The sequence below is a fragment of the Amycolatopsis sp. SID8362 genome, assembly GCF_010550475.1.
GTDB classification, from domain to species: domain Bacteria; phylum Actinomycetota; class Actinomycetes; order Mycobacteriales; family Pseudonocardiaceae; genus Amycolatopsis; species Amycolatopsis eburnea.
The window spans coordinates 17,154-39,395 of sequence record NZ_JAAGNB010000295.1 but is presented as its reverse complement, the minus strand read 5'-3'; the positions used below and the strand labels follow the sequence as shown (position 1 = coordinate 39,395).

Here is a 22,242-nt window from a genome sequence, read left to right as displayed (position 1 = left end):
GGTCAGTCCTGATACGGCCGGTTCACCAGCACGGCGGGGTCGACCCAGCCGGTCGTGTCCACGTCGTGGCGGTCGATGCGCAACTCGACTCCCCGGTCCAGTCCCGCGTCCCGCGCGGCCGTCAGAGCATCCAGGGCGCTGGCGCAGGCGAATCCACCCCTTCCATTTGACCGATCCATGTTCTCGATAGTTAATGAAGTTTGCAAGTCATGGTCGTTGCCGGCGTAGGAGAAGTTGAAGCTCTTGTTGATCAGGCGGGAACCACGTCCGCCACCGCGCTGCAACACCGTAGGCGTCGGCGTGCCGGGGCGAGGCCACCTGCCGGGCACCGTAGCGGCCGGCGTCGTACACCCGCCCGAACGCCGAGCCGATCTCCACCTCGCAACCGTTGCCCGACCCGGCGGCCACATGCCGGACCGCCCGGCCTGGGGGATCTTGGGCCACGAACTCAGCACACCGTGCTTCCTGACGTGTGATCGCGAACGTGCGGCGACTCACCCGCCCCGCAAGCCGCGCGTCCGCGGAGCGAGTTCTGCGGACGCCGCCGGCATGCGCAGGTCGTCGAGCAGTTCGACCTGGCCGGTGAGCACGCTGGTCAGGATCTGCCGGGCGACCCGCAGCAGCTCGGCCACGTGCGGGCTGGTCAGTGAGTAGTAGACGGTCGAGCCTTCCTTGCGGGTCACCACCAGGCCGGCGCGGCGGAGCACGGCCAGTTGCTGGGACAGGTTCGCCGGTTCGATCCCCACCTCCCCCAGCATCTCCGCCACCGCGTGCTCCCGCTCGCTCAGCAGCTCCAGCGCCCGGATCCGGACAGGATGCCCCAGCGTCTTGAAAAACTCGGCCTTCGCCTGGTACAGGAGCCTGCTCACAGACGCTCCTCACTCACACTTTCACCGACGATAGGCAGCATCATCAACAGTTGCTAAGATTAGCAACTCTGAAACCTGCTGGCGCAGCGAGTGAACCACAGCGAGGTCGCGATGCCCGGATCACGCGTCGCCGACGTCATGACGAGGACAGTCATCACGGTCGTGGTCGACACCCCGTTCAAGGATCTCGTCGCCACCATGATCGGCCACAGTCTCGACGCCGTCCCGGTGATCGACTCGTACGGCCGCCTTCTCGGTGTCGTCGCGGACGTCGACCTCCTCCCGAAGCTGGAGTTCCACTGCGGCGCCGAACTGCCCCCACTGCTGGGCGGCCTGCGCGCGCGTGCCCGGTGGCGCAAGGCCGCCGCGCTGACTGCGGCCGACGTCATGACCACGCCCACCATCGGCGTCCGCGACGACGCGCCCGTCGAGGACGCGGTGCGCGGGCTGGCCAACGGACAACTCCGCCGGCTCTGCGTCGTCGACGCTGCCGACCGGCTCGTGGGTGTGGTGACCCACCTCGACCTGCTCGGGGTGTTCCTGCGCAGTGACGTCGCCATCGAGGACGACATCGAGCGGCAGGTGATCGGCTCCCCGTGCTCACCGGACACGGTGACGGTGCGGGTCGCCGACGGCGTCGTCACCCTCGATGGGCGGCTGCGGCTGCGCATCATGGTCGAACGGACCGTCCGGCTCACCAGCGCCGTTCCCGGCATCGTGGCCGTACGCAACCACCTCCGCTTCGACGTCGACGACCTGATGATCACCGGCTTCTGACTGCCGGCGCGATCAGCGGACCGGCGAACATCGCGCCCTCTCCGCACGACACCGAGTCCCGCACAGGATGTCGGCCAGGCACAACTCGCCCGTCAGGGCCGAGCACGAGGTGCAGGCGGACATCGATTCGGCTTCCTACGGACCAGCGCACGGAGTCCGGGGACTGACCGGACGAGCAGCACGATCGATCGCTGGGCCACGACGGTCGGCTCGACTCAACCTCAGTCAGCATCCACTTTGCGTGGCCGCCCGCCACCGGCACCCTGACCCGGTCGCGCCGCAGCCCACCGCTCGATTTCCGCCCTCCGACCGAGAGCCCAACCCGGCGTCCGCCCGACAACGACATCCGGCTCCGGAAACGGATGCGACCCAGCATACCGAGAACGCCAGTTCGCCACCGCACGATGCCCGACACCGAACCACGACGCAATCTCCACCATATCGGCATAACGGAAAACCGTGCCCGGCGGCGCGACCGGACCGTCCGAGAACTCCACCCCGCGAAACTAGCAGGAACAACCAAGTACAGCCGGACACGCGACGGGCTTGGCGCGTCGGCCGGATCGAGACCCCTGGCTGTCAACGACCGCAGTGGCGGCAATTTGCCCCCTGCCTGCCTTGATCTTGCACGTGGCGCCTGCGACAGCGCCGCTGCTGCACACGAGGGACAATCCGTTGCGGACGGCGTCGACCGCCGAGAGATCCCGCTGGCCCCGCGGGTCGGATGATTCAGCCGGGGAGTTCTTCGATACTCCGAGGTTCGACGCGTGGCACGGCGTTCATGGCGTGCCTGAAACTGGTGGATGCCTCGTATGCCTGGCGCCGGACACGCATGATCGAGCCGAGCGGACGGTGTGCGGCCAAGGCGTGCCATGGGTTGAAGGACAGCACGTCGTCGGCGTACACGCGGCGTGCCGCACTACCGGCGTCCTGCGGCGGGAAGCTGAGCTTCGCGATCGGCAGGTGCGGCGACTCGGACTCGGGCCACAGCACGGACGCGTCCTCGACGGGCATGGTGGAGATGTCCGTGCACAGCTGCGCCCTGAGCTCGTACTCCGCGGCGTTGTCGCGGAAGAAGTCGACGACGAGCTCTCGCAGCACCCCGTCCCCGTCGCGGTCGATCGGAACGCCGGTCAGCGTGCGGACTGGCTCGGACAGCGGCGCGGCACTGATCTTGGCGAGGTAGTCGCCGTAACGCAGGGCGGCCATCGAGTGGAACGTCTCGCCGAGGATGTGGGTGTTCGGCATGCCGAGTCCAGCTACCGGTGCGGGCTTCGGCAACTGGACCGCGTCAAGCACGTGCCCGGCGGTGCGGGCGACGACACCCGCCACCTTCAGCGCCGCATCCGGTACCTTTGCTTGTTTCTTGGCCAGGCGCATGGCCGCCAAGTACGCCTCGACGTGCCCGAACGGGATGGTCGGCTTGTTGACGAGCAGGAAGTCCTGGTTGCCGGTGTCGTCGTCTGGCAAGGCCCGCGGGCCGGGTACACCGAGAACCTTCACGGCGAACCCTCGCAGGCCGGCGATCTGGTCGCTGCGGATCTCGCCTGCCGCGGTGGACAGCCGCACCATGACGGGGTAGCTGGCCGGCTGGCCGAACAGCCCTTGCCTCAGTACGCCGGGCAGGTCCGGATAGACCGTCAGGTCGCCGCGCAGGACGCCGTGGCTCTTGGCGTGAGCGTCCCGCGTCGCATGCTGGTGCTTGTCGTAGGCCACCGCGTTCAGGGCGTGCAGTTCATCGACGATCTTCGCGACGATCTCGTCCTCGTCCGCGCGACGATGCTCGACTCCCGGGGCATACCTGACGTACGTCTCACGGATTCCCTCCATGGACGCGGCATACGATTGCGAATTCTCGGCACTATGCACCACCGCAGTGCTCCACATTCTCTCCCGGGGTCATCTTGCGCGAGCTGACAACGACCCGGCCGGCCTGCCCGGCGCTGCCGTCGTCAGGGTAGTCAACACCGACCTTGAGCTGGTACGACCTGATTATCTTCCTGGTGAAGCGCGAGACTTCGGTGACAATGACGTCCGATTCGAACGGCTGCATCACCTGCGCGCGGGATATCCAGCCCACATAGCCGGGCTTCACGTTGACCTCGACGTCACTCCCTGTGGAGTACGACTCGTCCCAGGTGTGACTGTAGGATGCCTTCACACTCGCCGTCACAGATGCGAAGATGATGCCAGCGGATTGGGAAAGGGTGAGCGAACCACCGATTGACACCGATGATTTCACCGCGTCATCCCAGCGCATCCGCTTAGATCCAGGCTGATCGACCGAGCAGTTCCAGAGACTACCGGAAACCTGCTTGTAGTCGGTCAGATACGCCTCACCCTTGACCGGATTGCCGTAAGAACATTTCATATTGGGGTAACTGCAACCGTTACCCAGAAGGAAGCCGACCGGAAGCGTACGACTTCCATCCGTGCTCGCGATCAACCGGTCCGCCGGGTCGGCGTCGTTTGCCAGAGCCGGCGAGGCGGTCGCCGTGATCAGCGCCAGCGACGCCAGGGAGAGTACCGCAAAACGCCACGTATGGCGCGTCCTCGAATTCATGGTTCTGTCGTCTCTTTCCAGCCTCGATGGCATGCTTCCAGAATTCCGGATCGAAGGACCCGAAAGAATTCCGACACCTATTCAGCCAATTTACCTGGCTTCACCAGAGCTACCGCACCAGCGGGATCCGCGGGACAGGAATTCAGCTCCGCCTGATTCATTTGACGGGTATAGATGGACGTGTTCCCGGTCACATCCGGGACAGGGGAGCCGATGCTGACCCTGAATTCGTACTTGCCAGTAACCTTGTCGTTCTGCCACTGGTCCTGGTCGATGACGGTGACCGTGCTTTCGAAGCGCTGCATTGGCACCGAACGCGCGATCCACGCAACCTGATGAGCACCGGCCTTGACCGAAGTGGATTCAGACGTGGACCGCGACTCACCCCACGCGGACCCGAAGCTTGCGGCGATTTTGGCACTTACCTTATAGAACACAGCGTTCGCTTCGACCCCAACGCCAACCTCCGTACCGAGGAAATTTGTCTGCCCAACTGTCTCGGACCAGTACACCGACGTACCGGCGGGCTCGTCACCGCAGTTGTAGAGCATGTCGCCGACAGTGCGCTGAGGCCCGCTGTACTGCTCACCCTTGGCAGGCTGGCCTGTCGTGCAGCTGATCTTGTGACCGTACTCGTCACGACCCGATTCGCACTCGGACATCAGTTCCCCCACCGTCCTCCCGTGCTCAGGGTCGAGCTGGTTGTACACCATCTGGTCGGAGCCGTCATTGCCCTGTGCGTGGGCCGGCGATGCGGCCGTTGCGACCAGCCCCAGCGAGGCGAGGGAAAGCGCTGCCGCCGAGCGGCAACCACGGAACATCTTCGGCTTCCGAACCCGCATATTCATGACACTGCCGTCTCTTCCCGGCCTCGACGGCATCCGCATCGAGGGATCTTGATCGAGCGTTGTGCTTCCCGAGGCTGACCAGGCGGCCACCTGGCATAGATCGTGGCCAATGACACACCGCCTGCGGGGTCCCCTGTTCGGAGGAACAAGAGGATGAGATCGGGTCAGTCGAACTGACTCACAGATTCACCTGGTCCAGCGGTTCGATCCGGCATTGGGGTGACGAGAACCTGTCCGGCAGCACGCTGGCGACCTCGACGTGGACCTGATTTCGCGCCGAGCAGCTGCGTGCGCGAGAAGTGTCGCCAAGGGACAGTCGTGTGAGGGAGCTGATGCCGGTCGCCTACTCCTTGCGTACCAACCCGGTGAGTGCGGCGACGGCGAGCGTGGCAAAACCCCAGCCGAGGATTCGCCCGGCCCAGAACATGGCGAGGTAGCCCGCGGCGTCCGGTCGCCAGTTCGCGTCCTGTCCGACGCTGATCAGTGGGATCGTCACGTCGAAGGCGTACATCCACTGGTTGAAGCACGGGTAGTCGGAGGTGCACTGGGCCGCCACCGCGGTGGCCTTGATGTCCTTCGGCACGATCGCGCCCTGGTGTGCCGCGGCGCCGAACGCGGTGGCGCAGACGAGGAACACGGCCGCGAGCAGAACTGCCGCTCGCCATGGCTGGTAGCCGAAGCCGAGAACGAATCCGAACAGCCGGTGCCACATCCGCCGGCCCAAGTTCATCGCGTGGCCGCCATCGCGGCGTCGCGCCCGGCCACGTTCGCGCTGCTTGGCGATCGCGATCCGGCGGGCGGCGTCTTCTTGCCCCTGAGCCCGGTAAACCCGGGCAAGTTGCTCGTACGGCTGTGGGGTGAAGGCGCGGCCGGTAGGCAGCCAGGACAGCCGGTCCTTGACCGTCATGCGTACGTCGATGTGGTCGTATCGCAGCCCGGTCAGGGTGACCGGGCCGGAAGCCACCCACGCTTGGGGTTCGTCGGCGAGATCGCCGATCTGGGCGTGGGAGAAGTCGGCGCCAGGCCTGCGACCTCCCAGTGGTGTCGGTTGCCAATGCACCGTACTGGCGATTCTGGCCCGGCTGAGGTCGACCGAGCCATCGATGCGAGCGTCAGTGAGGACCGCTTCGGCTGCTTTCATACCGCGAGCGTTCACTGCGGGCATGCTGTCCGGCACGCCGGTGACCTTCGCGCCGCCGAGGTGCAGCCAGCCACCTGCCTCGGCGTAGGGAATATGGACACGCCCCTTGAACGTCGTGTCGCTGAGGCCGATCAGGCTGCCTGCCACCAGGCGTTCGGCCTCGAGCGCGGAGATCGTGCCGGGTCGCTCGGTGGGATCGGCCCAGCCCTCGACGATCGAGCCTTGAAGTTCGACGCTGCCCCCGACGGACGCTTCGGACAGCCGCAGTCCGGCGCGGAACAGGTTGTAGGTGAGCCACAGCGAGTGCCGTACCGACAGACCGACCGCCTCCAGGTGCCCGACGCTGCAGACGAACATGCCCAACCCCGGAACCGCGGTCCGGGACAGGTCGACGCCGCCGAACCGGCACTCTTCGAAATGGACGGTGCGGGCGACGGTCACGTCGGCCAGCTGCAGGTCGCCGAGCACGTTCACCCCCATGATGTCCACCCTCGGTCCGGGTAGTTCGCCGTATCCCCCGGCGAGCAGCCCGGCGAGTACGTCGGCCCGCACCCGGCGATCTGCCTGCTGCTGATCATCGGCTGATTCCCACCACGCACCCGAATACCCCAAGTGCCCGTCGACCTGCACCACTTTGCCCTCGCCATGTCCGAGGTCGAACCGTTCACCGCGCAGGGCCGCATTCACCAGGGCACGCTCGACCGGCTCCAGCGTCTCCAACGGCACCACCATGGCCACCTCCACCGAGCCCATCGGCCGAACCGCCAAGATTCGAGACCGCTGATCGAGTGATGGCAGTCCCCCGAACGGGTCACCCTGTGCGACAGCCTGTTCAGCAACATCCAGTCACCTGTGCACGACCGCAATGCACGAACGGACATTGTTTCACACCTGCACGGAACGATCAGGGGCAGTGATCTTTCACCGACCCCGGCCCGCATATGATCACACGTATGACATCTCGCTCTCGACCTGGCATTCCAGGGCATCCCGCTTTCGCCTCGGTTTCGGACTACAACCGCGCCTATCCGGACGCGCCGATGCCCGAGAGCGCCACCGCCCGCTACGTGCTACGCAGCTACACCGCCGCTGGGGCGGGGCTCGTCGACGACCTGAACGCCACCGAAATACCCCACACCCTGGACTTCCTACCCGGTGGCGCCCCGGTACGCAGCGACGCCGACCGGACCGGCACGGTCATCGCGACCTGCTGGGGCAACCCGCCGTACCTCGTCCTCGCCGAGAATGTTTCACTGTGGGAAGCGTGGGCGGCCATCACCGAACGATGGCCCTCCACACTTTCGTCCGCGGTCGACGCATTGCGGCCGTTGTCCGACAGATCTTCCTCCGGCACCGCGTAGCTCGCACCCGCCCGACGATCGCGACACAACCTCGTTTCGGAGTGCACCACCATCTCTGAGGAGACGAGGCCGGCAAGGTGCTTCAAGCCTTGGGCAAAGCCATGGCTTAACTCAACACATTTCGGCGAATACGAGGGTCGCTGCCGCATCTCATTTGCCGTCAGAGTTGCCACCCCAGGAATCACCTTGATCACGTCGTCAAATACGGCGACGAGGAGCTGACCCGGCCACGGCCAGCGCGCTTGCGATGTCAGCCCAATGTCCGTCCAGGCCTCCCGCCCGCAGCGCGTCCCGGAACTGTTCGGCAACCCCGCCGAAGCCAGGCTCGCGTAGCCCGATCTCTCGGACAAGATCGTCAGCCGACTCCACACCATCACTCTGACACAGGACGACGAACAGGTCGAAGAACCGCTCGGCGTCACCACTCTGCAGCCCGGGAGGAACCGCGCAGATCGCAGCGATTGCGTACTTGTCCACGCACTCATGCCTCTCACTAGACCAAACTTGACGCGACGAACCGCAGTGACGCCAGGCACTATCATGATGCGACGAGAACAGCCAAAGAAGAACGGCGCCGAAGCAGTCGCCAACCCCGAGGTCTGCAAGGTGGTACCTGCATGGAGGCAGCGCCGCAGTCCGTCATCTCGACCGTCTGGCCCGCCGGTTTTCGCAGCCCATGGCGTAGCGTACCGCGGCGATCGGGCATTTGCTGCTTCGGTCATCGGCACCGGGGCCGTCCTGTGAGACAGCGAGACAATCGTGCAGGTCGCTGGCCCAGCTGCCACCTCGCCGACCCCAGGCCCCATGCGGGTTCACCTGATAACAGACGCATTCACCCACCGGTCAAGATCTCTCTGACTCGGGAACCGATACGGAGATAATTCCCGCGCGCCAGTCTTTCACAGCCGGGCACACCTCGACCAGACGATCGCGAGCTTTGCGATCGAGACGCCTGCGCCACTCCCGTGCGCGCCGTTCCGGCGGCATATTCATCAAGTCGTCGCCGTACTTCTCGATGTACCGGATCAGATCGATCCGTACGTGGGCAAGTTCCTTGGACCATCCGCTCGCCGTCAGCTGATCGAGTTCCAGCAAGTGAGCCGCGACCTCGTTCGTCGTATTCGCCGAACGCGCGACATGCAGAAAATCATTGAGTTCAACCAATTCGCGGGTCACCCAGCTGCGCATGTGTGCCGAGTGGCGAAGCAGTGTCACCTGATCATCGACCTCCAGCCCCCGCCAGTGCTCGTGACGCGCGCCGTTGTCCAGCTTCCGGAACTTCTCCGACAACCGGCGCTCGATCGTGTCCTGGTCACCGCCGGCGCGCCGCAGCTCCGCTGACGACTCCGCTACCCAGGCACGCTCATGTTCAGGGAGCGCCGACAGATAGCGCAGGAATTCCAGGTCGCCAGTCATGCCACGCAGCCGCCGGCGATGGCGGACAGCCTCTTCCACACAACGCCGACGTGCGGCGACGTCGGATTCGGCGCCGTCACCTCCTGAACCGGCCCCGCGCAGTCGACCTGGGATCTCGGTATCGCGTTCGGCGCAGAGCACCAGGTGGACATCGCAGTCCGTCAACCGCCCGAGCAATCCCTCGCAATGGTGACCAGCCGACGAACACGGTTCGGTTCCTCGTTCGCACATCCAAAGCTGGTTCGGCAACGCACCCGAACGCCCGAGCACGTGGGATTGCGCGATCGGTTCGCCGTCGAACGGCAGCCAGTGGCGGTGATCGTGCCGACACGGTCCGAGACGCAGATTGGGCACCGCCTGTCCCGCCGCCAGGACGTGCGGTGGCGGCGGGTGATCGGCGGCAAACGGGGACGCCGCCGATCTCCGGCCAGGCACCAAAGCAGACACTGTCAGCGACATACCGCGAGGCACGGACGTCCATGGCCGCCGAGCAATGTCCGTTTCGGCGAGGATGTACAGCTTCACAGTACGACCTCTCTCGGCGGCGAACGCGGTCATCGCCCGTAAAGTAATCCTCAGGGTCCAGCCCGGGCCAGAGCCGGCGGGGCAAGAACTCAGGCACTGACCACCGGCCGCTCAGGCAGCCGAGTACCTCCTGGGCCATTCGGGCAACAAACGGTTCCCCTCTGGTCCGTCAAACGATGCCTGCAGCGAAGGTCGTATTCGTCACCGCGCTCCACTTAGCGCCAATAGGTTCCAGCGGAGACGAACCCAGCGAGCAACGCGCAGCCACCCGGCGCCGTCGCTTGTTCTCCGCAGGGCTTCGAGCATGTCTTCGATATTGTCGGCGAAGACCACTTTTCAGACACTGAACTGCGCCAAACCAGCCATGCCGAGCTGCAGTTCACAACAGTTTATTTCTACCGTCATCCAGCACCTGTCCGCCAGTGTCGGGATTCGCAAGGTGCGCCTAAGGGTCAACAACGAGCGTATTTACAATGGGTGACGGACAAGCAGAACATAACGGGCCGCGGACAGCAGCCGATGGGGTTTCTCGTTAGCGCTGGGCGTGAAACGAGTTACCACACAACGAGACGTGGGGCCGCTGGCCGGACTGTATTTGCGAAGATCAAATCCAAATCCGACCGCCGACGTGATCACCCATCGTGCCACGCTCGCCGTGACATGCGAATTGACCCTGTTCGTCGCTTGTGTCTTCGCGGTGAACCCCGCGCCCGGAACCCGCCACGTACTGCACTGGTTCCGCGGCGCCACACCCGCACCGACTGGCCACCACATCAGCGCCGCCACCGCCTGCCGCTACCTGCACGAAGCTGCTCGGCGAACCTCAGGCCAGGCACCCAACTTGTGAACTCGGCTTATCGGCGAGCTGACGGGAAAATTCGGTTGTGAACGCCGGCCAGTTCGCCGGACATCGGGTCTGGCCTCCCATATCGGCCGGAGATCCCGGACCTTCCTGGGCAACCCGGCCAGTTGGCCGCCCTGCTGTGCCGAGCGGTTCGAAGCCGCCACTGGCCACCCGTGCTACTTGGTGATGCTGCCCGGCAGGCTCGACAGCAACACCTACCGCGTGACGTCCTGTCTCTGCAACTCGAGCAGTCAGCGTTGCCAGCGCGACATTCGGCGTGGCGTACGAAATCCGGTAGACGCTCTCGACGATGTGGGCTGCCGACGCGGCCCACGGTAAGGTAAACGCGATCCGCAGCGCGGCCCCGGCCAGGAATGATATCCCCCACACCACGGTCAGCATGCGTTGGCCGCGACGGAACCCCTCGTACTGCGACAGGTCGTTCCACCTGGCAACGCGCTCCACAGAGCCGTCGGTGGCGAAGTTGCGTCCGAAGTAGAACATCAGCGGCCGGGTACCAGGAGTGACCCCAGCAAGACCAGCCCGAAGAGACCCGTCAGAGCGGAGCCCTAGAGCAGCAGCATCTTCGGCGTGTCGAACACAAGCGAGACGACCGTGCACGCCGCGAGCGTGATGAGCGTGATGAGGCTGAGCTCGTCAATGTGCTTGGTTCGCGAGTAACAGATGCCGATCTCCGCAACCGGCCACACCCCGCTGAGCAGCAGTGCGGACACTTCGCCCACCTCGTCTGCCAACACCGCGTAAGTCACGATCGGCAGCACGATGTTGAAAGTGGTGGTGAGGAACCAGTTCAGTCCAGCAGATGACTTCCCGGCCACGCCTACTCCGTAATGCTCCATGTCGCGCCGGACAAAAATAGCCCATTAAAGGGTAGTGGAGACCAGGACTACCGAAATGGATCGACTGCGCACGACGAAGGGCAGCAGAACCTGTCCGCACGGGCAGTCACCAACGCTCTGCCGGGAGACCCGGCGGAGCCTGCAGGCCAGCCGAGCCGGCTCCCTCTTGGTCGGACTGAGAGGAGCTACCCCGCATGAGTGCTGGGTAGCCGATCAAGACAGCAAGACCCGGAGATCCTGCCCGTGCGCCCACGCCACCCGATGAACAGTTCCGACGTGCGGCCGCCGAGGAGCAGACCAACCCGGCACCGAGTCCGTCGAGGCAACCCAAACCGTCCTTTCCGGCTGCGCCGCCACCAATCCCGCCGCGGGCCCGGTCCGGATACAGCGCGCCAACCAGCCGGCGCGTCGACCTCCTCGCCATCTGCGCATAACCCAGTCACGCCGAGGAGCCGCACCGGTTCACATGCCTGAATACCTGCGACAATTTCACCCTTATGGCCGACTACGCAGGCCTCTTGACATGACTGTTATCCACCTGATGACTCCTACTCCAATGAGGCGAACTGCAATCCTTTTGCTTGTCCCAGAGGATGAGAATCCTGATAAGGTTTCGCACCGGCAACGATCACCTCATCTCTGAAAGGGTTTCTCGTTGAAGTTTCAACACAGTAGGTCCTCATTTCGTTCCAGTCGCCTGAAACGCATGGGCGTGCTCAGCTCTGCAACGGCAGTACTCTTGGCGCTGCTCACACCCGGCATCGCCCATGCCGAGACTCTCGATCAGCGACAAGAAGACACTTCGCGAGGGACAGTTGTCGTCAACCAGACGGCCACTAACGCGCAAACCTTCACGTCAGCGATCTCCGGCACACTCAATCGAGTCGACCTCTACCTCCAAAATAACTCATCAACCCACGATGTAATCATGGAGCTCCACAATGTGACCACTGATGGTGCACCCGCCGACTTGTTGTCGACCTACACAGTGCCGATCGGGAACATCCCCGCTTTCCCCGGCGGATGGGTCCCCATCACCGTGAATCAGCCTGTCACGGCCATGGCTCAGTACGCCATCGTTCTCCGCGGACAGGACGCCGGATACGTGCAGTGGGACGGCGCGGATAACAACCCGTACCTCGGCGGCAACAACTGGTATCGCTCACCCACATGGACAAAGGACTTCTTTCTCGACTTGGGATTCAAGACCTACGCCACCGGAGTAGGTGCGCAGACAGACGTGTCCGTTAGCCTCAGCGCCACGACCAACGGGATCCTCTTTCCCACGGTGACCTTCACGGCCACCATGTCCAACACTGGACCTGACCTCGCGGCAAGGACCGTACTTTACCTGCGGCTGCCCGACGACGGGAGCGTCACCCAGGTCAAACTGAGCAATCCGGAATCGTGCACGTCCACCTCCGGATACATCCTCTGCGACGTCGGCGACATTGCTTCCCTCCAGAACAAGTCGGTGAGCTTCCAAGCCAAGATAACCAGCCCCGGAACGCATACCGTTAACGCGACCATCTACAGCCCGAACATCGAAGCGAACCCTGTGAACAACAAGAGCAGCGCCACCTGCTCCGCTGACACCACAACGGCCTTCGTGACCTGCTGATCCGCAGAACGGGGACAGCGGTTTCCGAGGAAGCCGGGGAGACGATCCTGCCCGATCCGCTCCCCGGCTTTCCCGCAAAGACGGTCGGACGCAGCCGACGTTCCTCACTCAGATGCAGATTACGATCTTTCCGCGTGTGCGTCCGCGCTCGGCCCGCGCATGGGCGTCGGCAATTCGCTCCAGGGGGAAGATCTCCTCGATGTGAGGGATGTAGCGGCCGTGCCGACCGAGATCCGCCGCCGCGACGAGGAGGCTCGAGTCGTTCTCCGCGTTGACCACGTGCGTGCCCAGTCGCTGCCCGTTGGCGTGGTCGGCGACGGTCGCGACACGCGCCGGGTCGCCCGTGATCACGACGAGGTCGCCCAGGGAGCCGGAAGCAGCGGTGTCCAGCGCGACGTCGACACCGTTCGGAACGAGAGTGGCGAGACGTTGCTCGAGGCCAGGGCCGTAAGTGGTGGGAATGGCGCCGAGCGACGAGAGGAACTCGTGATTGCGCTCACTCGCTGTCCCGACGACGGTGGCACCTTGAGCCACCGCGATCTCGACTGCCGCGCTGCCCACGCCCCCAGCGGCACCCTCGACCAGAAGGGTGCGGCCCGAGAGGGACCCGAGCGCGTTCAGCCCCCGCATCGCGGTCACGGACGCGAGGCCGGCGCCCGCAGCTTGCTCATCTTTCCACGTGGCGGGGGTGTGGGCCCAGGCCGAGAGGACAACCAGCTCTGCGGTCGCGCCGGTGACACCACACAGCCCGAACACGCGATCGCCGATATTCGCCCCCTGCACGCCGTCACCGATTTCGTCGACCACGCCGGCGGCATCACGCCCGGGAATCGCAGGCAGCGCCACGGGAAGCAGCCGCTGCAGGGCACCGGAGCGCAGTTTCCAGTCGATGGGGTTGACGCTGGTCGCAGCGACGCGGACCCGGATTTCACCGGGGCCGGGGTGCGGCTCGGAGGCCTCCTCGACCACCAGTTTCTCTGTTCCGCCGTATTCGTGAAAGCGGGCTGCACGCATAATGTTCCACCTTACCTTTTCCGATCGAAATAACGGGTGCTCAGCTGGGTCTCGGGTCGCGCATCGTGACGAGGGCCAGACCCACGGCCGCCAACCCCACACCTTGGATCAGCCACAGCGTTTGCGGCGACACCGCATCACCCAACGCGCCGAACGCCAGGAACGCCAGCGGAAAGCCGGCGCAGATGCTTGCTTGCAGGATGGCGAAAAAACGACCCTTGCGTCCGTCCGGTACGACGCGCTGGAACAACGCGACGAACTTGACGTTCGCCACCCCAAGGCACAGCCCGGCCAGCACCAACGCAGTCAGGCACACCACTTCCACGGGGACCAGCCCCGGCAGGCAGAGGCATCCGCCGAAGCCCGCGATGCAGGCCGCCGCGAACCTGGTGGTGCGTCCGGGAACCTTGATGTAGGCCGCGCAGACCGCACCGAGCAGCAGGCCGAGCCACAGGCCGGACTCCATCAGCGCCAACGTCTCCGCGCTGCCGTGCAGCACGACCTGGGTGTAGAGCGGCAGCACCAGCAGCGTCGGCGCGGAGAAGCAGTTGGCCACCGCGAAGCAGGCCAACAGCGGCCAAACCCCGGGTAGCGCGCGAAGGAACTGCCGTAGCCCCTCCGGCCGGTTTTCCGCGTCCGCCGACTTCTTCGGCGCGGGCGACGACCGGAATTTCGCCGCCGCCAGACAGAGCGCGGAGATCGCGTAGCTCGCCGCGTTGATCGCGACTGCGCCCGGAAAACCGACGGTGGCCAGCAGCAACGCGCCGAATGCGGCGCCGGCGAAGTTCGCCACCGACTGGGTCGACGATTCGAATCCGATCGCCCGCTCCACATCGGGCTCGGCGACCAGTTCCGGGGTCGCCTTGGTCAGGCATGGGTCGAAGAACGCCTGGCACGTCGCGACCACCAGGCCGACGACGTACACCGGCCAGACCGGGACGTGCCCGATCCAGGCGAGCCCGGCGACCACCGCGACGGCGAAACCGGCCACGATCTCGGCCCGCAGCATGACTGTCCGGCTGGGCACGGTGTCCAGCACCCGGCCGATCACTCGCACCAGCAGCAGCGCGGGCACCGCGACGAGCACCAGGAAGGCGCCGGCGGCGATGCCGCGCAGGTCGGGGGAAACCTCGCCCAGCAGCCACCAGAGCAGGCCGATCTGGTAGATCCGGGAGCCGCCCTGGCTGAGCACCTGACCGATCCAGACCAGTGCGAAATCCCGGTTGCGCAGCAGGAGCGGTCTCTGTGCCGGGGTGAGCGTGGCGGTCATGCGGCACGCTCACCCCGCAGCCGGACCAGTTTGCCAGTCCTCGGGTTGCACAGCTCGGCGTGCTCGGTCCATTGCACCGTGATCGGGTGCACGACCCCATCCTCCACCGCGTCGGCGATCCGCGGCTGAGCGTCCAGGATCCGCTCGACCACGAGTTCGGCGAACAGCTCGGGGGCTTCGACGACGCCGGCCAGCCGCAGCACCAGCTGATCCTTGCCGTCGTGACGGCACAGCATCACCTGAAGCCCCTCGATCTCGGCGGCCACGTCCACGGTGGACACGATGCCGCGCAGGTCGTGCAGGTAGAGGCTGACCGGACCGAACCGGGCGGCCTCCACGGACCGCCCGCGCAGGCGCAGCGTGCGGCTGTCGAAATCCTCCCATTCGGCGACGTCACCGACCGGGTAGCGAAGGATCGGCATCAACCGGCGCACCAGGTCGGTTACCACCACACGTCCGGGCACACCGGGCTCCTCGATCGGCACATAGGTGACCGGATCCAGGATCTCCACCAGCTTGCTGTCGGTGAACACCCGATGCAACCGGATGTCGGTGCCCTCGACCGGAGCGGCCAGGATGCCCGCGTCCACGCTCGCGTAACCGAGGGAACGCACCTCGGCTTCCGGAAACGCGCCGTTCAGCAGGATGTGCTGGTCGACGTGGCAAGCCTCGCCGCTGACCAGGATCACCCGGATGCCCCGAATCGGCCCGTGGGTGTCCAGCACGTACCGGGCCAACCGGCACAGCGTGGTCGGCGGTCCGGCCACCACAGTCGCCGCGCAGTCGAGAATGGTGCGGACAGCCGACTCGGGAGCGGCGTTGCCCACGATGGGCAGTTGCACCGTGGGAAGGTCGGCAACCTGCAAGGTGTTCAACGTGAAGATGAAGCTGGAGTACAGCTCGCCACCGTAGAACAGGTTGGCCACACGATCGCCGGCGCACAGGCCGGCGGCGACCAGTCCCCTGCCGAACGTGGCACACATCGTCCGCCATTCGGCGTCGCTGTAGCAGGAGATGCGTGGCGTGCTGGTGGTACCTCCGGTCTTGATCACGATGCCGTCGATCTGAGGACCGGTGAGCAACTGGTTGCCGACCACCCGGTCGGAGTTCCAGAACGCGGTGTGATCCAACATCGGCAGCTGCTCGACGCTGGTGATCCGCGCGGGAAGGCCCGCGTAGTGCCAGGCGTAGTAGGGCGAGTAGGTGCGCGCGAACGCAACGAGTTCGGACAGGCTCATCCGGCGTCCTTTCCGGTGCGCAGATCGACGACGGCGCGGAGTTTGCCGCTGCCTTCGGTGCGGGTGAACTCGCTGGCCGGCACGGCGTGCACGGCGAACTTCAGCAGCCGCTCGGCGCGGACCGCGCTGCGCAGTTCCGGGTACTCGGCGAGAAACGCCTTCTCCAGCGTCTCGGTCGACAGCGCCCGGTCCTTCTCGACGAGCACGGCGACCGTGTCGCCGCCCCGGTCAGCGTCCAGCACGACCTGAAGTTCGCCGGCGTAGTCCGCGCACTCCTCCGCGATAGTGACCAGCCGGCGGCAATTCAGGAAGTAGGTGCCGGCACGGAACACATCGCCGAACCGTCCCAGCAGTTCGAAGCGGGTGGTGCGTCGACCACACGGACAGTCGCCGGGAACCCAGCGGCCGAGGTCGCCGATCTCGTAGCGGTCCAGCCGTTGCCCGCGCCTTGTGTGCGACGTGAACACCAGCCGCCCCGTCTCGCCGCGCTCGACCGCCCGATCCTCGTCCATGGCCAGGATCTCGAGCGTCTGCGTTCCGGTGAACAGGTGATGGACCCGGTCCTCGGCGTGCCGGCATTGATAGCCGAGCGGCCCCGCGTCCACGCTGCCGTACACGGCCGACCGGATCACCTGTACGCCGAACTCTTCGGCAAGCCGGCGGCGCTGCCGCCGCGGGAAGTGCTCGCCGCTGAAGAAGATCTTGCGCACGCCCTGGTAGCCGCGCAGCACCTCCGCGCCCTCGGTGAAGATCCGCAGGAGGTAGTTCGGCATGCCGACCAGGGTGTCCACGCCGAGATCGACGATCTGCCGGGCGACCCCGGCGTGATCGTCCGGCGCGGCCATCGGATACTGCACCGCGCCCAACGTCTCCAGAGTGGAAAAGATACTGGTGAAGCCACCGTAGAGCTGGCCGGCGAACAACAGGTTCATCGCGCAGTCGGTGCGTGGGTCGAAACCGGCGGCCAGCAAGCCCTCGGCGCCGGCGCGCGTGTGCTCGTGGTAGTCCGCCCAGCTGAACATGGACAGCTTCGGTTCGCCGGAACTGCCACCGCTGCGGAAGAACACCTCGGCGCGGGACGAACCCTGTTGCAGTGCTTCGAAATCCGCCTTGCCGGTCACCCGGACCGCGGGCACGGCAAGCGGCTCGGCGCCGAGCAGATCGTCAAGACAGGCGTGGGTGGCGAAACGCTCGTCCAGCTGCACGTCCACGCGGCGGGCGTAGCGCGGCAATGCGTAGACACCGTCGTGGGGTTCCCCCGCGTAGCTGTCCAGCATCGCGCCGGGCACGGTCACCCGGTGCACCCCGGCGGTCAGCAGCAACCGGCTCAGTTCCGCGACTTCGGACTGGTCGGCGCCGAGTCCCACGGTCTGCAGGTACTGCCGCATCGGCCGCAGTGCGGTGATGATCTCGGTGCGCGGCAACGGCTTCACCCACACTGTCCGGTGAAGCGGCGAGGCGCACAGCCCGCCCCGGACGTCCGCGAGCACTCGCCAGCCGCCATCCAGCGCGGAATACACGCGGGTCAGGCCGAGGTACTCCTCGAGCTGGGCGACGAGCACGGTGCTGGTGATCTCGGCCCATTCCGCCTGGTTCGGCTCGCCGATCGGCGTGGCCGCCACCTTCTCGGCAAGGACCTCGCCGAACCGTTTGGCCAGGTCCGCCACGGCCTGCGGGTCGTCGGTGTCCAGATAGATCACCTGCGGGCTCGAACACGCCAGCTGGTCGAGCTGGCAGACGTCATGGGCCACCTTCGCCAGCACCTCGGGTCCGGTGCTCGTCAGGTAGGCGAAGGACAGCTTCGGCCCCCAGTCCACCAGCCGCGCTCCGGGGCGCAGCACCGCACGCACACTCTCGAGCGCCTCTTCGCCGCCCCAAGCCGCGACGGCGTCGGCATGTGCGCACATCGCGGCAAGCCAATCGCTCTGGGCGGCCGAGAAATTGAGGACGATCAACCGTCTGGTCAGCGCACCGGTCTGGTCCATCGCGGCGAGCAAAGCGAGCAGTTCCTGGGTGAACCCGCCATCGCCACTGCTCGCCTTGACAATGTTGACGTTGCCGGTGAGCAGGCCCTCCAAGGCGCTGAGCGCTCCGGCGGCAGGCGCGTTGCCCGGTGAGACGTGTGCCACCAGGCCGAGTGGAGCCCATGCCTCGAAGATCGCCTCGCGGAAGTCGAACCGGGCGAGCCGCTCGGGCAGCACGTTGCCGAGCTCGCGCACCAGCTTGCGCTCCAACGTTTCCCGGCGGAAGGCGCCGGCCAGTTCGCCGAGCACCTGCGCGGCCGTCTCCTGATCGAGCCCGGCGGCGCGCAACCGCGCGATCAGCCGTGGGCGAACGGGATGGTCTGCCTGGGCCAGCGCGGCACTGAGCCGTTCTCCGGCGGCCAGCACGGCCAGCGTGTTCATCGGCTCGGCGAGCACGCGCTGTACTCGCTGTTCGATGTCGCCCAGGCGGCCCAGCGCCGCCGCGTCGTCGATCAGTTCGCCCTGCCAGTAGTGCCGCATCGTCACGACCGTCCTTCGAGGAGTTCGGCGGCTGCGATGGCGCAGCTGCGGTTTCGGGTGGTCCCGGCCCTGCCGTGGACCACGAACCAGGGCGTGGGCAGGCCGCAGCCACACTCCTGCGGCGCGTGCAGTGAGGCGAGGTCGCCCATCAGCACGCTCTGCGCGGGAGCCGAAGTGATGTAGGGAGAGACGAACTGCAGGTAGCCGACCTCGCCCAGCGGCAGCGGCTCCAGGTTCCGCACCGACCGGATCAGCACCCGCGACCAGGTGGGCACGTGCAGGTGGTGCCGCGGGCACTCCATGTAGAGCACCGAGTGCTCGACCGCACCGTAGCCGTCCCTGATCCGTTCGTCCGGAATACCGAGCTGCTCGACGATCCGTGCATACAGCTCCTCCTTGCCGATCTGCTTGTCCGCGTTCCCCTTCCAGCCGCCGCCGAACGAGATCAGCGACCGCTCGTTCAGCTGCACCGGACCGATGCCGAGGTCACGCATGCGGTCCAGCGTGAAGGACAGGAACGCGGGGAACCCGAGGATGCGCACCGGCGCACCCTCCTCGGCGAACCGCAGCAACGCGCGCACGCACCCGAACACGTCGAACTCGTGTCCCGATCCGGTGTTGGGCAGGCCGTACTCGACCGAGCGCGCCGGGGCGAAGTCGCACAGATAGTCGTCGGTGAAGGACGTGCCCAGGTTCATGCCGGGGCGTGGTTGATAGCTGTAGAGCAGGTAGTTGACGGGCTCGGTGTCGATCCACCCGTAGTGCTGGAAGATCCGGGCCACCATGCGCTGCCCGTTGCGCAGCGTCCACTCGTCGAAGAACATCTGCGACTTCTGTCCGGTGGTACCCGAAGAAGTCGCGTGCAGAGCGATCTGTTCCTCGGTGACCGAGAGCACCTTGTGTTTCTTGAAGAAGTTGGCGTGCACGAGCGGCTGGTGCGCCAGGTCCGCGATGGACGCGAGTCGTCGGCGGTCCCAGAGCTGCGAGAAGAACGGGGATCGAGCCGCGTGCCAGGTGTTGGACTCGTTCATCGCGAGCACGAACAGCTCGTCGGCCTCCTCGTCCGCGCGATACGGGTCGGCGAGGTCCGCCAGCTGCTGCAACGCCGCCAGCTCGGCCGGATCGGGCACCGTGACCGGTTCAAGGTATTTGCTCACAGGGGAATCACCTGGGTGTCGAGTTGACGCCGTTCCTGCGGATCGCGGAAAAGGCAGAGCCAGTGGAGCGGATTGCCGAGCCGGCCGGGTAACCGGCTCGGGACGGTACGTGATCCAGCTCGCTGTCCGCAGCCGGGGGATCACCGTGACCGTGGCCGGGACGAGATGGCCGGGTAGCCGCTCCCGCAGGAACGAGAGGAGTTCCTCGGGCGCCGGAGCCTCCTCCGCCCCCGTGACGACGTACGCGACCAGGCTCTCCAACCCCAGCACGATGACGGCGTCCACGGCCGGATGGGTGGCGAGTACCGCTCGGATTTCACCGAGATCGACGTGAGATTCCCGGCTCGCGGTCGGCCCGTCCCCGCGGCCGCGAAGCTCCAGCACACTGTCGGCCCGGCGCCGGGCGATGTCTCCGGTGCGAAAGAACCGGCGGGACTTGCCGCCGATGGTGAGGACACCGAACCGGCGGTCGCTCTCCTCGGGGTCGTTCAGATAGCCGGGCGAGCCCCCTCCCCCGGCCACCCACAGCTCGCCTTCCTCGCCCGCGGGCGCCAGGCTGCCGTCTTCACGGCGAACGACGCACACAGTGTCGGGCAGCGGCCGGCCGATGGGCACCGCGCCGGAACCCGAAGGCGCCTCGGTGACGTCATGAGCCGCCGTGACTACGCCTCCCTCGGTGGAGCCGTAGAGGTTGACCAGGTGCTGCGGCCGCCCCCGGCTGAGCACCCGCCGCACCGCGTCCGCCCGCAACGGCTCGCCACCGACCAGCAAGTAGCGCAACCCGGCGAACATTTCCGGCCGTTCCGTGGACAACTCGTGGAACACGCGGGTCGGCAGGAACAAGACCGTGATCCGTTGCCAACGCAGCATCGCTCGGAGGGCCGGACCAGAGCACAGCACGTCCGAGGTGACCGGAACCAGGCAAGCACCGCTGAGCAGCGCCGGCCAGATCTCCAGCACCGAGGTTCCGCTGGACAGCGATGCCGCGTGAAGCACCCGATCGGTCGAGCGGATGTCGAGAAAGCCGTTGCCGAGGAACCCGCTGCCGAGGGACAACTGGATCAGCGTGCGGTGCGGCAGCGCCACTGCCTTCGGGCGACCGTCGCTGCCCGGCGTGAACATCACGGACGCCGGCCCGGCGGGTCGCGACGGCGCGGGACAACCGTCACCAGCCTCCTCACCGGCCGCCGGCAGATCCACGAAATCCACTGCCCCACCACCGACGGTGGTCACGCCGGGCAACCGTACGACCGCTCGTGCTCCGCTGTCCGCGATCAAGGTTGCCTGTTGTTCCAGGGACAACGCCGGATCCAGCGGCACATACCCGAGACCGGCCCGGATTGCGCCGAGCATCGCGACGCAGGCGTCCGGCCCGTGCCGTCCCGCGACGCCGACCAACGCACCCGCGGGAAGTCCGAGCCGACGCAGACCACGACCGACCTGCTCGGCCAGCGCGCCGAGCTCCTCGTAGCGGTAGCTCCGGTCCGATCCGTCGATGGCCTGCCGCCCCGCATGCCGGCGGACCGACGCCGCGAACAACGTGTCCAGGCCGAGCGCGTATCGGTCCTCCGGCATGGCCCGCCCATCGCGGTCCTCCGGTTGCGCAACCACCATTCCTCCGCTCAGTACCCGTTCATGCGACGACCCGCCGCCGGAATTTCGTCCGGCGGCGGGTCCGTGGTGTGCTTCACTCAGAACTGGAAAACCGTGCCGGTGTTCGCGGAAAGCCAGCACGAATTCAGGAAGCTGTGCCGGTAGCTGACGGCGTTGCCACGCCAGATGCCCTGCGCCTCCACCCGGACGGGGTGGAACTCGCCGTTCTGCTCCTTGCACTTGTCAGCGCCGTCCTTGGCGCTGAGGCGATCGAAGTCCGCCTCGACCTTGGCCAGCTCCGCGCACGCCTGGACGGCGTTCGGGTGCGTACCGCCCTCCGGGTCGCACGTCAGCGTCTGGCTGATGGCGGTGCCGTGCTCGTAGGTCTTGGTCAGCGTGAGCGACGCGCCGACCGTGCCCACGGGTTCCGCCTGCGCGGCGACCGGCGCACCGACGGCGATACCGGCCGCCGCCACCGAGGCGAGCATGACTGTGATCTTTCGCATTACGCTCCGTTCACTTCACGAGACAAGCCGGACACTTCCGGCCGGAATCGATCCTGTCGACCGATCGTGTGTCACCCCATCGTCTGATCGGACGATCCGGGGGAGGTTGCACGGCTCCGGCCGACTGTCGGATAG

Annotated in this window: 19 protein-coding genes; 3 read left to right on the top strand and 16 right to left on the bottom strand. The window is 66.2% G+C overall.

The features are described 5' to 3' along the window. Positions 1-2 precede the first annotated feature (2 nt). Both G3I65_RS09710 and G3I65_RS09700 read right to left on the bottom strand, forming a co-directional pair. A complete protein-coding gene (locus tag G3I65_RS09710) occupies positions 3-287 on the bottom strand; it encodes a hypothetical protein (protein WP_163046660.1) in 285 nt (94 codons plus the stop codon). A gap of 207 nt (positions 288-494) precedes the next feature. After that, on the bottom strand, positions 495-869 hold the full coding sequence (locus G3I65_RS09700) for a helix-turn-helix transcriptional regulator (protein WP_160695793.1): 375 nt from the start codon (positions 867-869) through the stop codon (positions 495-497). 111 nt (positions 870-980) lie between these two features. Between G3I65_RS09700 and G3I65_RS09695 the strand changes: the two genes are divergently transcribed. Then, on the top strand, positions 981-1,646 hold the full coding sequence (locus G3I65_RS09695; RefSeq protein WP_160695792.1) for a CBS domain-containing protein: 666 nt from the start codon (positions 981-983) through the stop codon (positions 1,644-1,646). A 729-nt stretch (positions 1,647-2,375) separates the two neighbouring features. On the opposite strand, the gene G3I65_RS09690 is transcribed toward G3I65_RS09695, so the two are convergent. The 4 genes from G3I65_RS09690 to G3I65_RS09675 form a co-directional block, all read right to left on the bottom strand. Continuing rightward, positions 2,376-3,533: a catalase family protein gene (locus G3I65_RS09690; protein WP_239070932.1), complete on the bottom strand. Its 1,158-nt coding sequence runs from the start codon at positions 3,531-3,533 to the stop codon at positions 2,376-2,378. Next, positions 3,508-4,209: a hypothetical protein gene (locus tag G3I65_RS09685; RefSeq protein ID WP_160695791.1), complete on the bottom strand. Its 702-nt coding sequence runs from the start codon at positions 4,207-4,209 to the stop codon at positions 3,508-3,510. Before G3I65_RS09685 ends, G3I65_RS09690 begins: the two co-directional genes overlap by 26 nt. 77 nt (positions 4,210-4,286) lie before the next feature. Continuing rightward, positions 4,287-5,096, bottom strand: a complete 810-nt coding sequence (locus G3I65_RS09680) for a hypothetical protein (protein WP_160695790.1) — start codon at positions 5,094-5,096, stop codon at positions 4,287-4,289. A 304-nt stretch (positions 5,097-5,400) separates the two neighbouring features. After that, positions 5,401-6,951: a hypothetical protein gene (locus G3I65_RS09675; protein ID WP_160695789.1), complete on the bottom strand. Its 1,551-nt coding sequence runs from the start codon at positions 6,949-6,951 to the stop codon at positions 5,401-5,403. A gap of 287 nt (positions 6,952-7,238) precedes the next feature. Between G3I65_RS09675 and G3I65_RS09670 the strand changes: the two genes are divergently transcribed. Next, positions 7,239-7,559 (top strand): hypothetical protein, encoded by a 321-nt coding sequence (locus G3I65_RS09670; RefSeq protein WP_239070930.1) that lies wholly within the window; start codon positions 7,239-7,241, stop codon positions 7,557-7,559. Between the two features lie 198 nt (positions 7,560-7,757). Here G3I65_RS09670 and G3I65_RS09665 read toward each other — a convergent pair whose 3' ends face one another. The 4 genes from G3I65_RS09665 to G3I65_RS09650 form a co-directional block, all read right to left on the bottom strand. Next, complete coding sequence (locus G3I65_RS09665) at positions 7,758-8,036, bottom strand: hypothetical protein (RefSeq protein WP_160695787.1); 279 nt, start codon at positions 8,034-8,036, stop codon at positions 7,758-7,760. A gap of 366 nt (positions 8,037-8,402) precedes the next feature. Beyond that, positions 8,403-9,533, bottom strand: a complete 1,131-nt coding sequence (locus G3I65_RS09660) for a hypothetical protein (protein WP_160695786.1) — start codon at positions 9,531-9,533, stop codon at positions 8,403-8,405. A gap of 790 nt (positions 9,534-10,323) precedes the next feature. After that, positions 10,324-10,848, bottom strand: coding sequence for a hypothetical protein (locus G3I65_RS09655; RefSeq protein ID WP_160695785.1), 525 nt, complete (start codon positions 10,846-10,848; stop codon positions 10,324-10,326). Positions 10,849-10,913: 65 nt separating this feature from the next. Beyond that, on the bottom strand, positions 10,914-11,183 hold the full coding sequence (locus G3I65_RS09650; RefSeq protein ID WP_160695784.1) for a hypothetical protein: 270 nt from the start codon (positions 11,181-11,183) through the stop codon (positions 10,914-10,916). Positions 11,184-11,910: 727 nt separating this feature from the next. Here G3I65_RS09650 and G3I65_RS09645 point away from each other — a divergent pair. Next, positions 11,911-12,825 carry a DUF11 domain-containing protein gene (locus G3I65_RS09645; RefSeq protein WP_160695783.1) on the top strand — a complete coding sequence of 305 codons (915 nt, stop codon included), beginning with the start codon at positions 11,911-11,913 and terminating at the stop codon, positions 12,823-12,825. 108 nt (positions 12,826-12,933) lie between these two features. Here the strand turns inward: G3I65_RS09645 and G3I65_RS09640 are convergent, their stop codons facing one another. Genes G3I65_RS09640 through G3I65_RS09615 form a run of 6 tightly spaced genes read right to left on the bottom strand, consistent with a single transcriptional unit; the run spans position 12,934 to position 22,107 of the window. Continuing rightward, positions 12,934-13,839, bottom strand: a complete 906-nt coding sequence (locus tag G3I65_RS09640; protein ID WP_160695782.1) for an NADP-dependent oxidoreductase — start codon at positions 13,837-13,839, stop codon at positions 12,934-12,936. Between the two features lie 40 nt (positions 13,840-13,879). After that, positions 13,880-15,109: an MFS transporter gene (locus tag G3I65_RS09635; RefSeq protein WP_160695781.1), complete on the bottom strand. Its 1,230-nt coding sequence runs from the start codon at positions 15,107-15,109 to the stop codon at positions 13,880-13,882. Beyond that, positions 15,106-16,347, bottom strand: a complete 1,242-nt coding sequence (locus G3I65_RS09630) for a phenylacetate--CoA ligase family protein (RefSeq protein ID WP_160695780.1) — start codon at positions 16,345-16,347, stop codon at positions 15,106-15,108. The genes G3I65_RS09635 and G3I65_RS09630 overlap by 4 nt, the downstream gene beginning before the upstream one ends. Then, complete coding sequence (locus G3I65_RS09625) at positions 16,344-18,851, bottom strand: acyl-CoA reductase (protein ID WP_160695800.1); 2,508 nt, start codon at positions 18,849-18,851, stop codon at positions 16,344-16,346. The genes G3I65_RS09630 and G3I65_RS09625 overlap by 4 nt, the downstream gene beginning before the upstream one ends. 2 nt (positions 18,852-18,853) lie before the next feature. Continuing rightward, a complete protein-coding gene (locus G3I65_RS09620; RefSeq protein ID WP_160695779.1) occupies positions 18,854-21,742 on the bottom strand; it encodes an AMP-binding protein in 2,889 nt (962 codons plus the stop codon). Beyond that, positions 21,700-22,107, bottom strand: coding sequence for an SSI family serine proteinase inhibitor (locus G3I65_RS09615; protein ID WP_160695778.1), 408 nt, complete (start codon positions 22,105-22,107; stop codon positions 21,700-21,702). The genes G3I65_RS09620 and G3I65_RS09615 overlap by 43 nt, the downstream gene beginning before the upstream one ends. Between the last annotated feature and the right edge of the window lie 135 nt (positions 22,108-22,242).

What these genes read in the sequence shown, in the direction of transcription:
- G3I65_RS09695 (WP_160695792.1), top strand. Translation starts at nt 981, where the DNA reads ATGCCCGGATCACGCGTCGCCGACGTCATGACGAGGACAGTCATCACG.
- G3I65_RS09690 (WP_239070932.1), bottom strand. Translation starts at nt 3,533, where the DNA reads ATGTGGAGCACTGCGGTGGTGCATAGTGCCGAGAATTCGCAATCGTAT.
- G3I65_RS09685 (WP_160695791.1), bottom strand. Translation starts at nt 4,209, where the DNA reads ATGAATTCGAGGACGCGCCATACGTGGCGTTTTGCGGTACTCTCCCTG.
- G3I65_RS09680 (WP_160695790.1), bottom strand. Translation starts at nt 5,096, where the DNA reads ATGCGGATGCCGTCGAGGCCGGGAAGAGACGGCAGTGTCATGAATATG.
- G3I65_RS09675 (WP_160695789.1), bottom strand. Translation starts at nt 6,951, where the DNA reads ATGGGCTCGGTGGAGGTGGCCATGGTGGTGCCGTTGGAGACGCTGGAG.
- G3I65_RS09670 (WP_239070930.1), top strand. Translation starts at nt 7,239, where the DNA reads ATGCCCGAGAGCGCCACCGCCCGCTACGTGCTACGCAGCTACACCGCC.
- G3I65_RS09660 (WP_160695786.1), bottom strand. Translation starts at nt 9,533, where the DNA reads ATGACCGCGTTCGCCGCCGAGAGAGGTCGTACTGTGAAGCTGTACATC.
- G3I65_RS09655 (WP_160695785.1), bottom strand. Translation starts at nt 10,848, where the DNA reads ATGTTCTACTTCGGACGCAACTTCGCCACCGACGGCTCTGTGGAGCGC.
- G3I65_RS09645 (WP_160695783.1), top strand. Translation starts at nt 11,911, where the DNA reads ATGGGCGTGCTCAGCTCTGCAACGGCAGTACTCTTGGCGCTGCTCACA.
- G3I65_RS09640 (WP_160695782.1), bottom strand. Translation starts at nt 13,839, where the DNA reads ATGCGTGCAGCCCGCTTTCACGAATACGGCGGAACAGAGAAACTGGTG.
- G3I65_RS09635 (WP_160695781.1), bottom strand. Translation starts at nt 15,109, where the DNA reads ATGACCGCCACGCTCACCCCGGCACAGAGACCGCTCCTGCTGCGCAAC.
- G3I65_RS09630 (WP_160695780.1), bottom strand. Translation starts at nt 16,347, where the DNA reads ATGAGCCTGTCCGAACTCGTTGCGTTCGCGCGCACCTACTCGCCCTAC.
- G3I65_RS09625 (WP_160695800.1), bottom strand. Translation starts at nt 18,851, where the DNA reads ATGCGGCACTACTGGCAGGGCGAACTGATCGACGACGCGGCGGCGCTG.
- G3I65_RS09615 (WP_160695778.1), bottom strand. Translation starts at nt 22,107, where the DNA reads ATGCGAAAGATCACAGTCATGCTCGCCTCGGTGGCGGCGGCCGGTATC.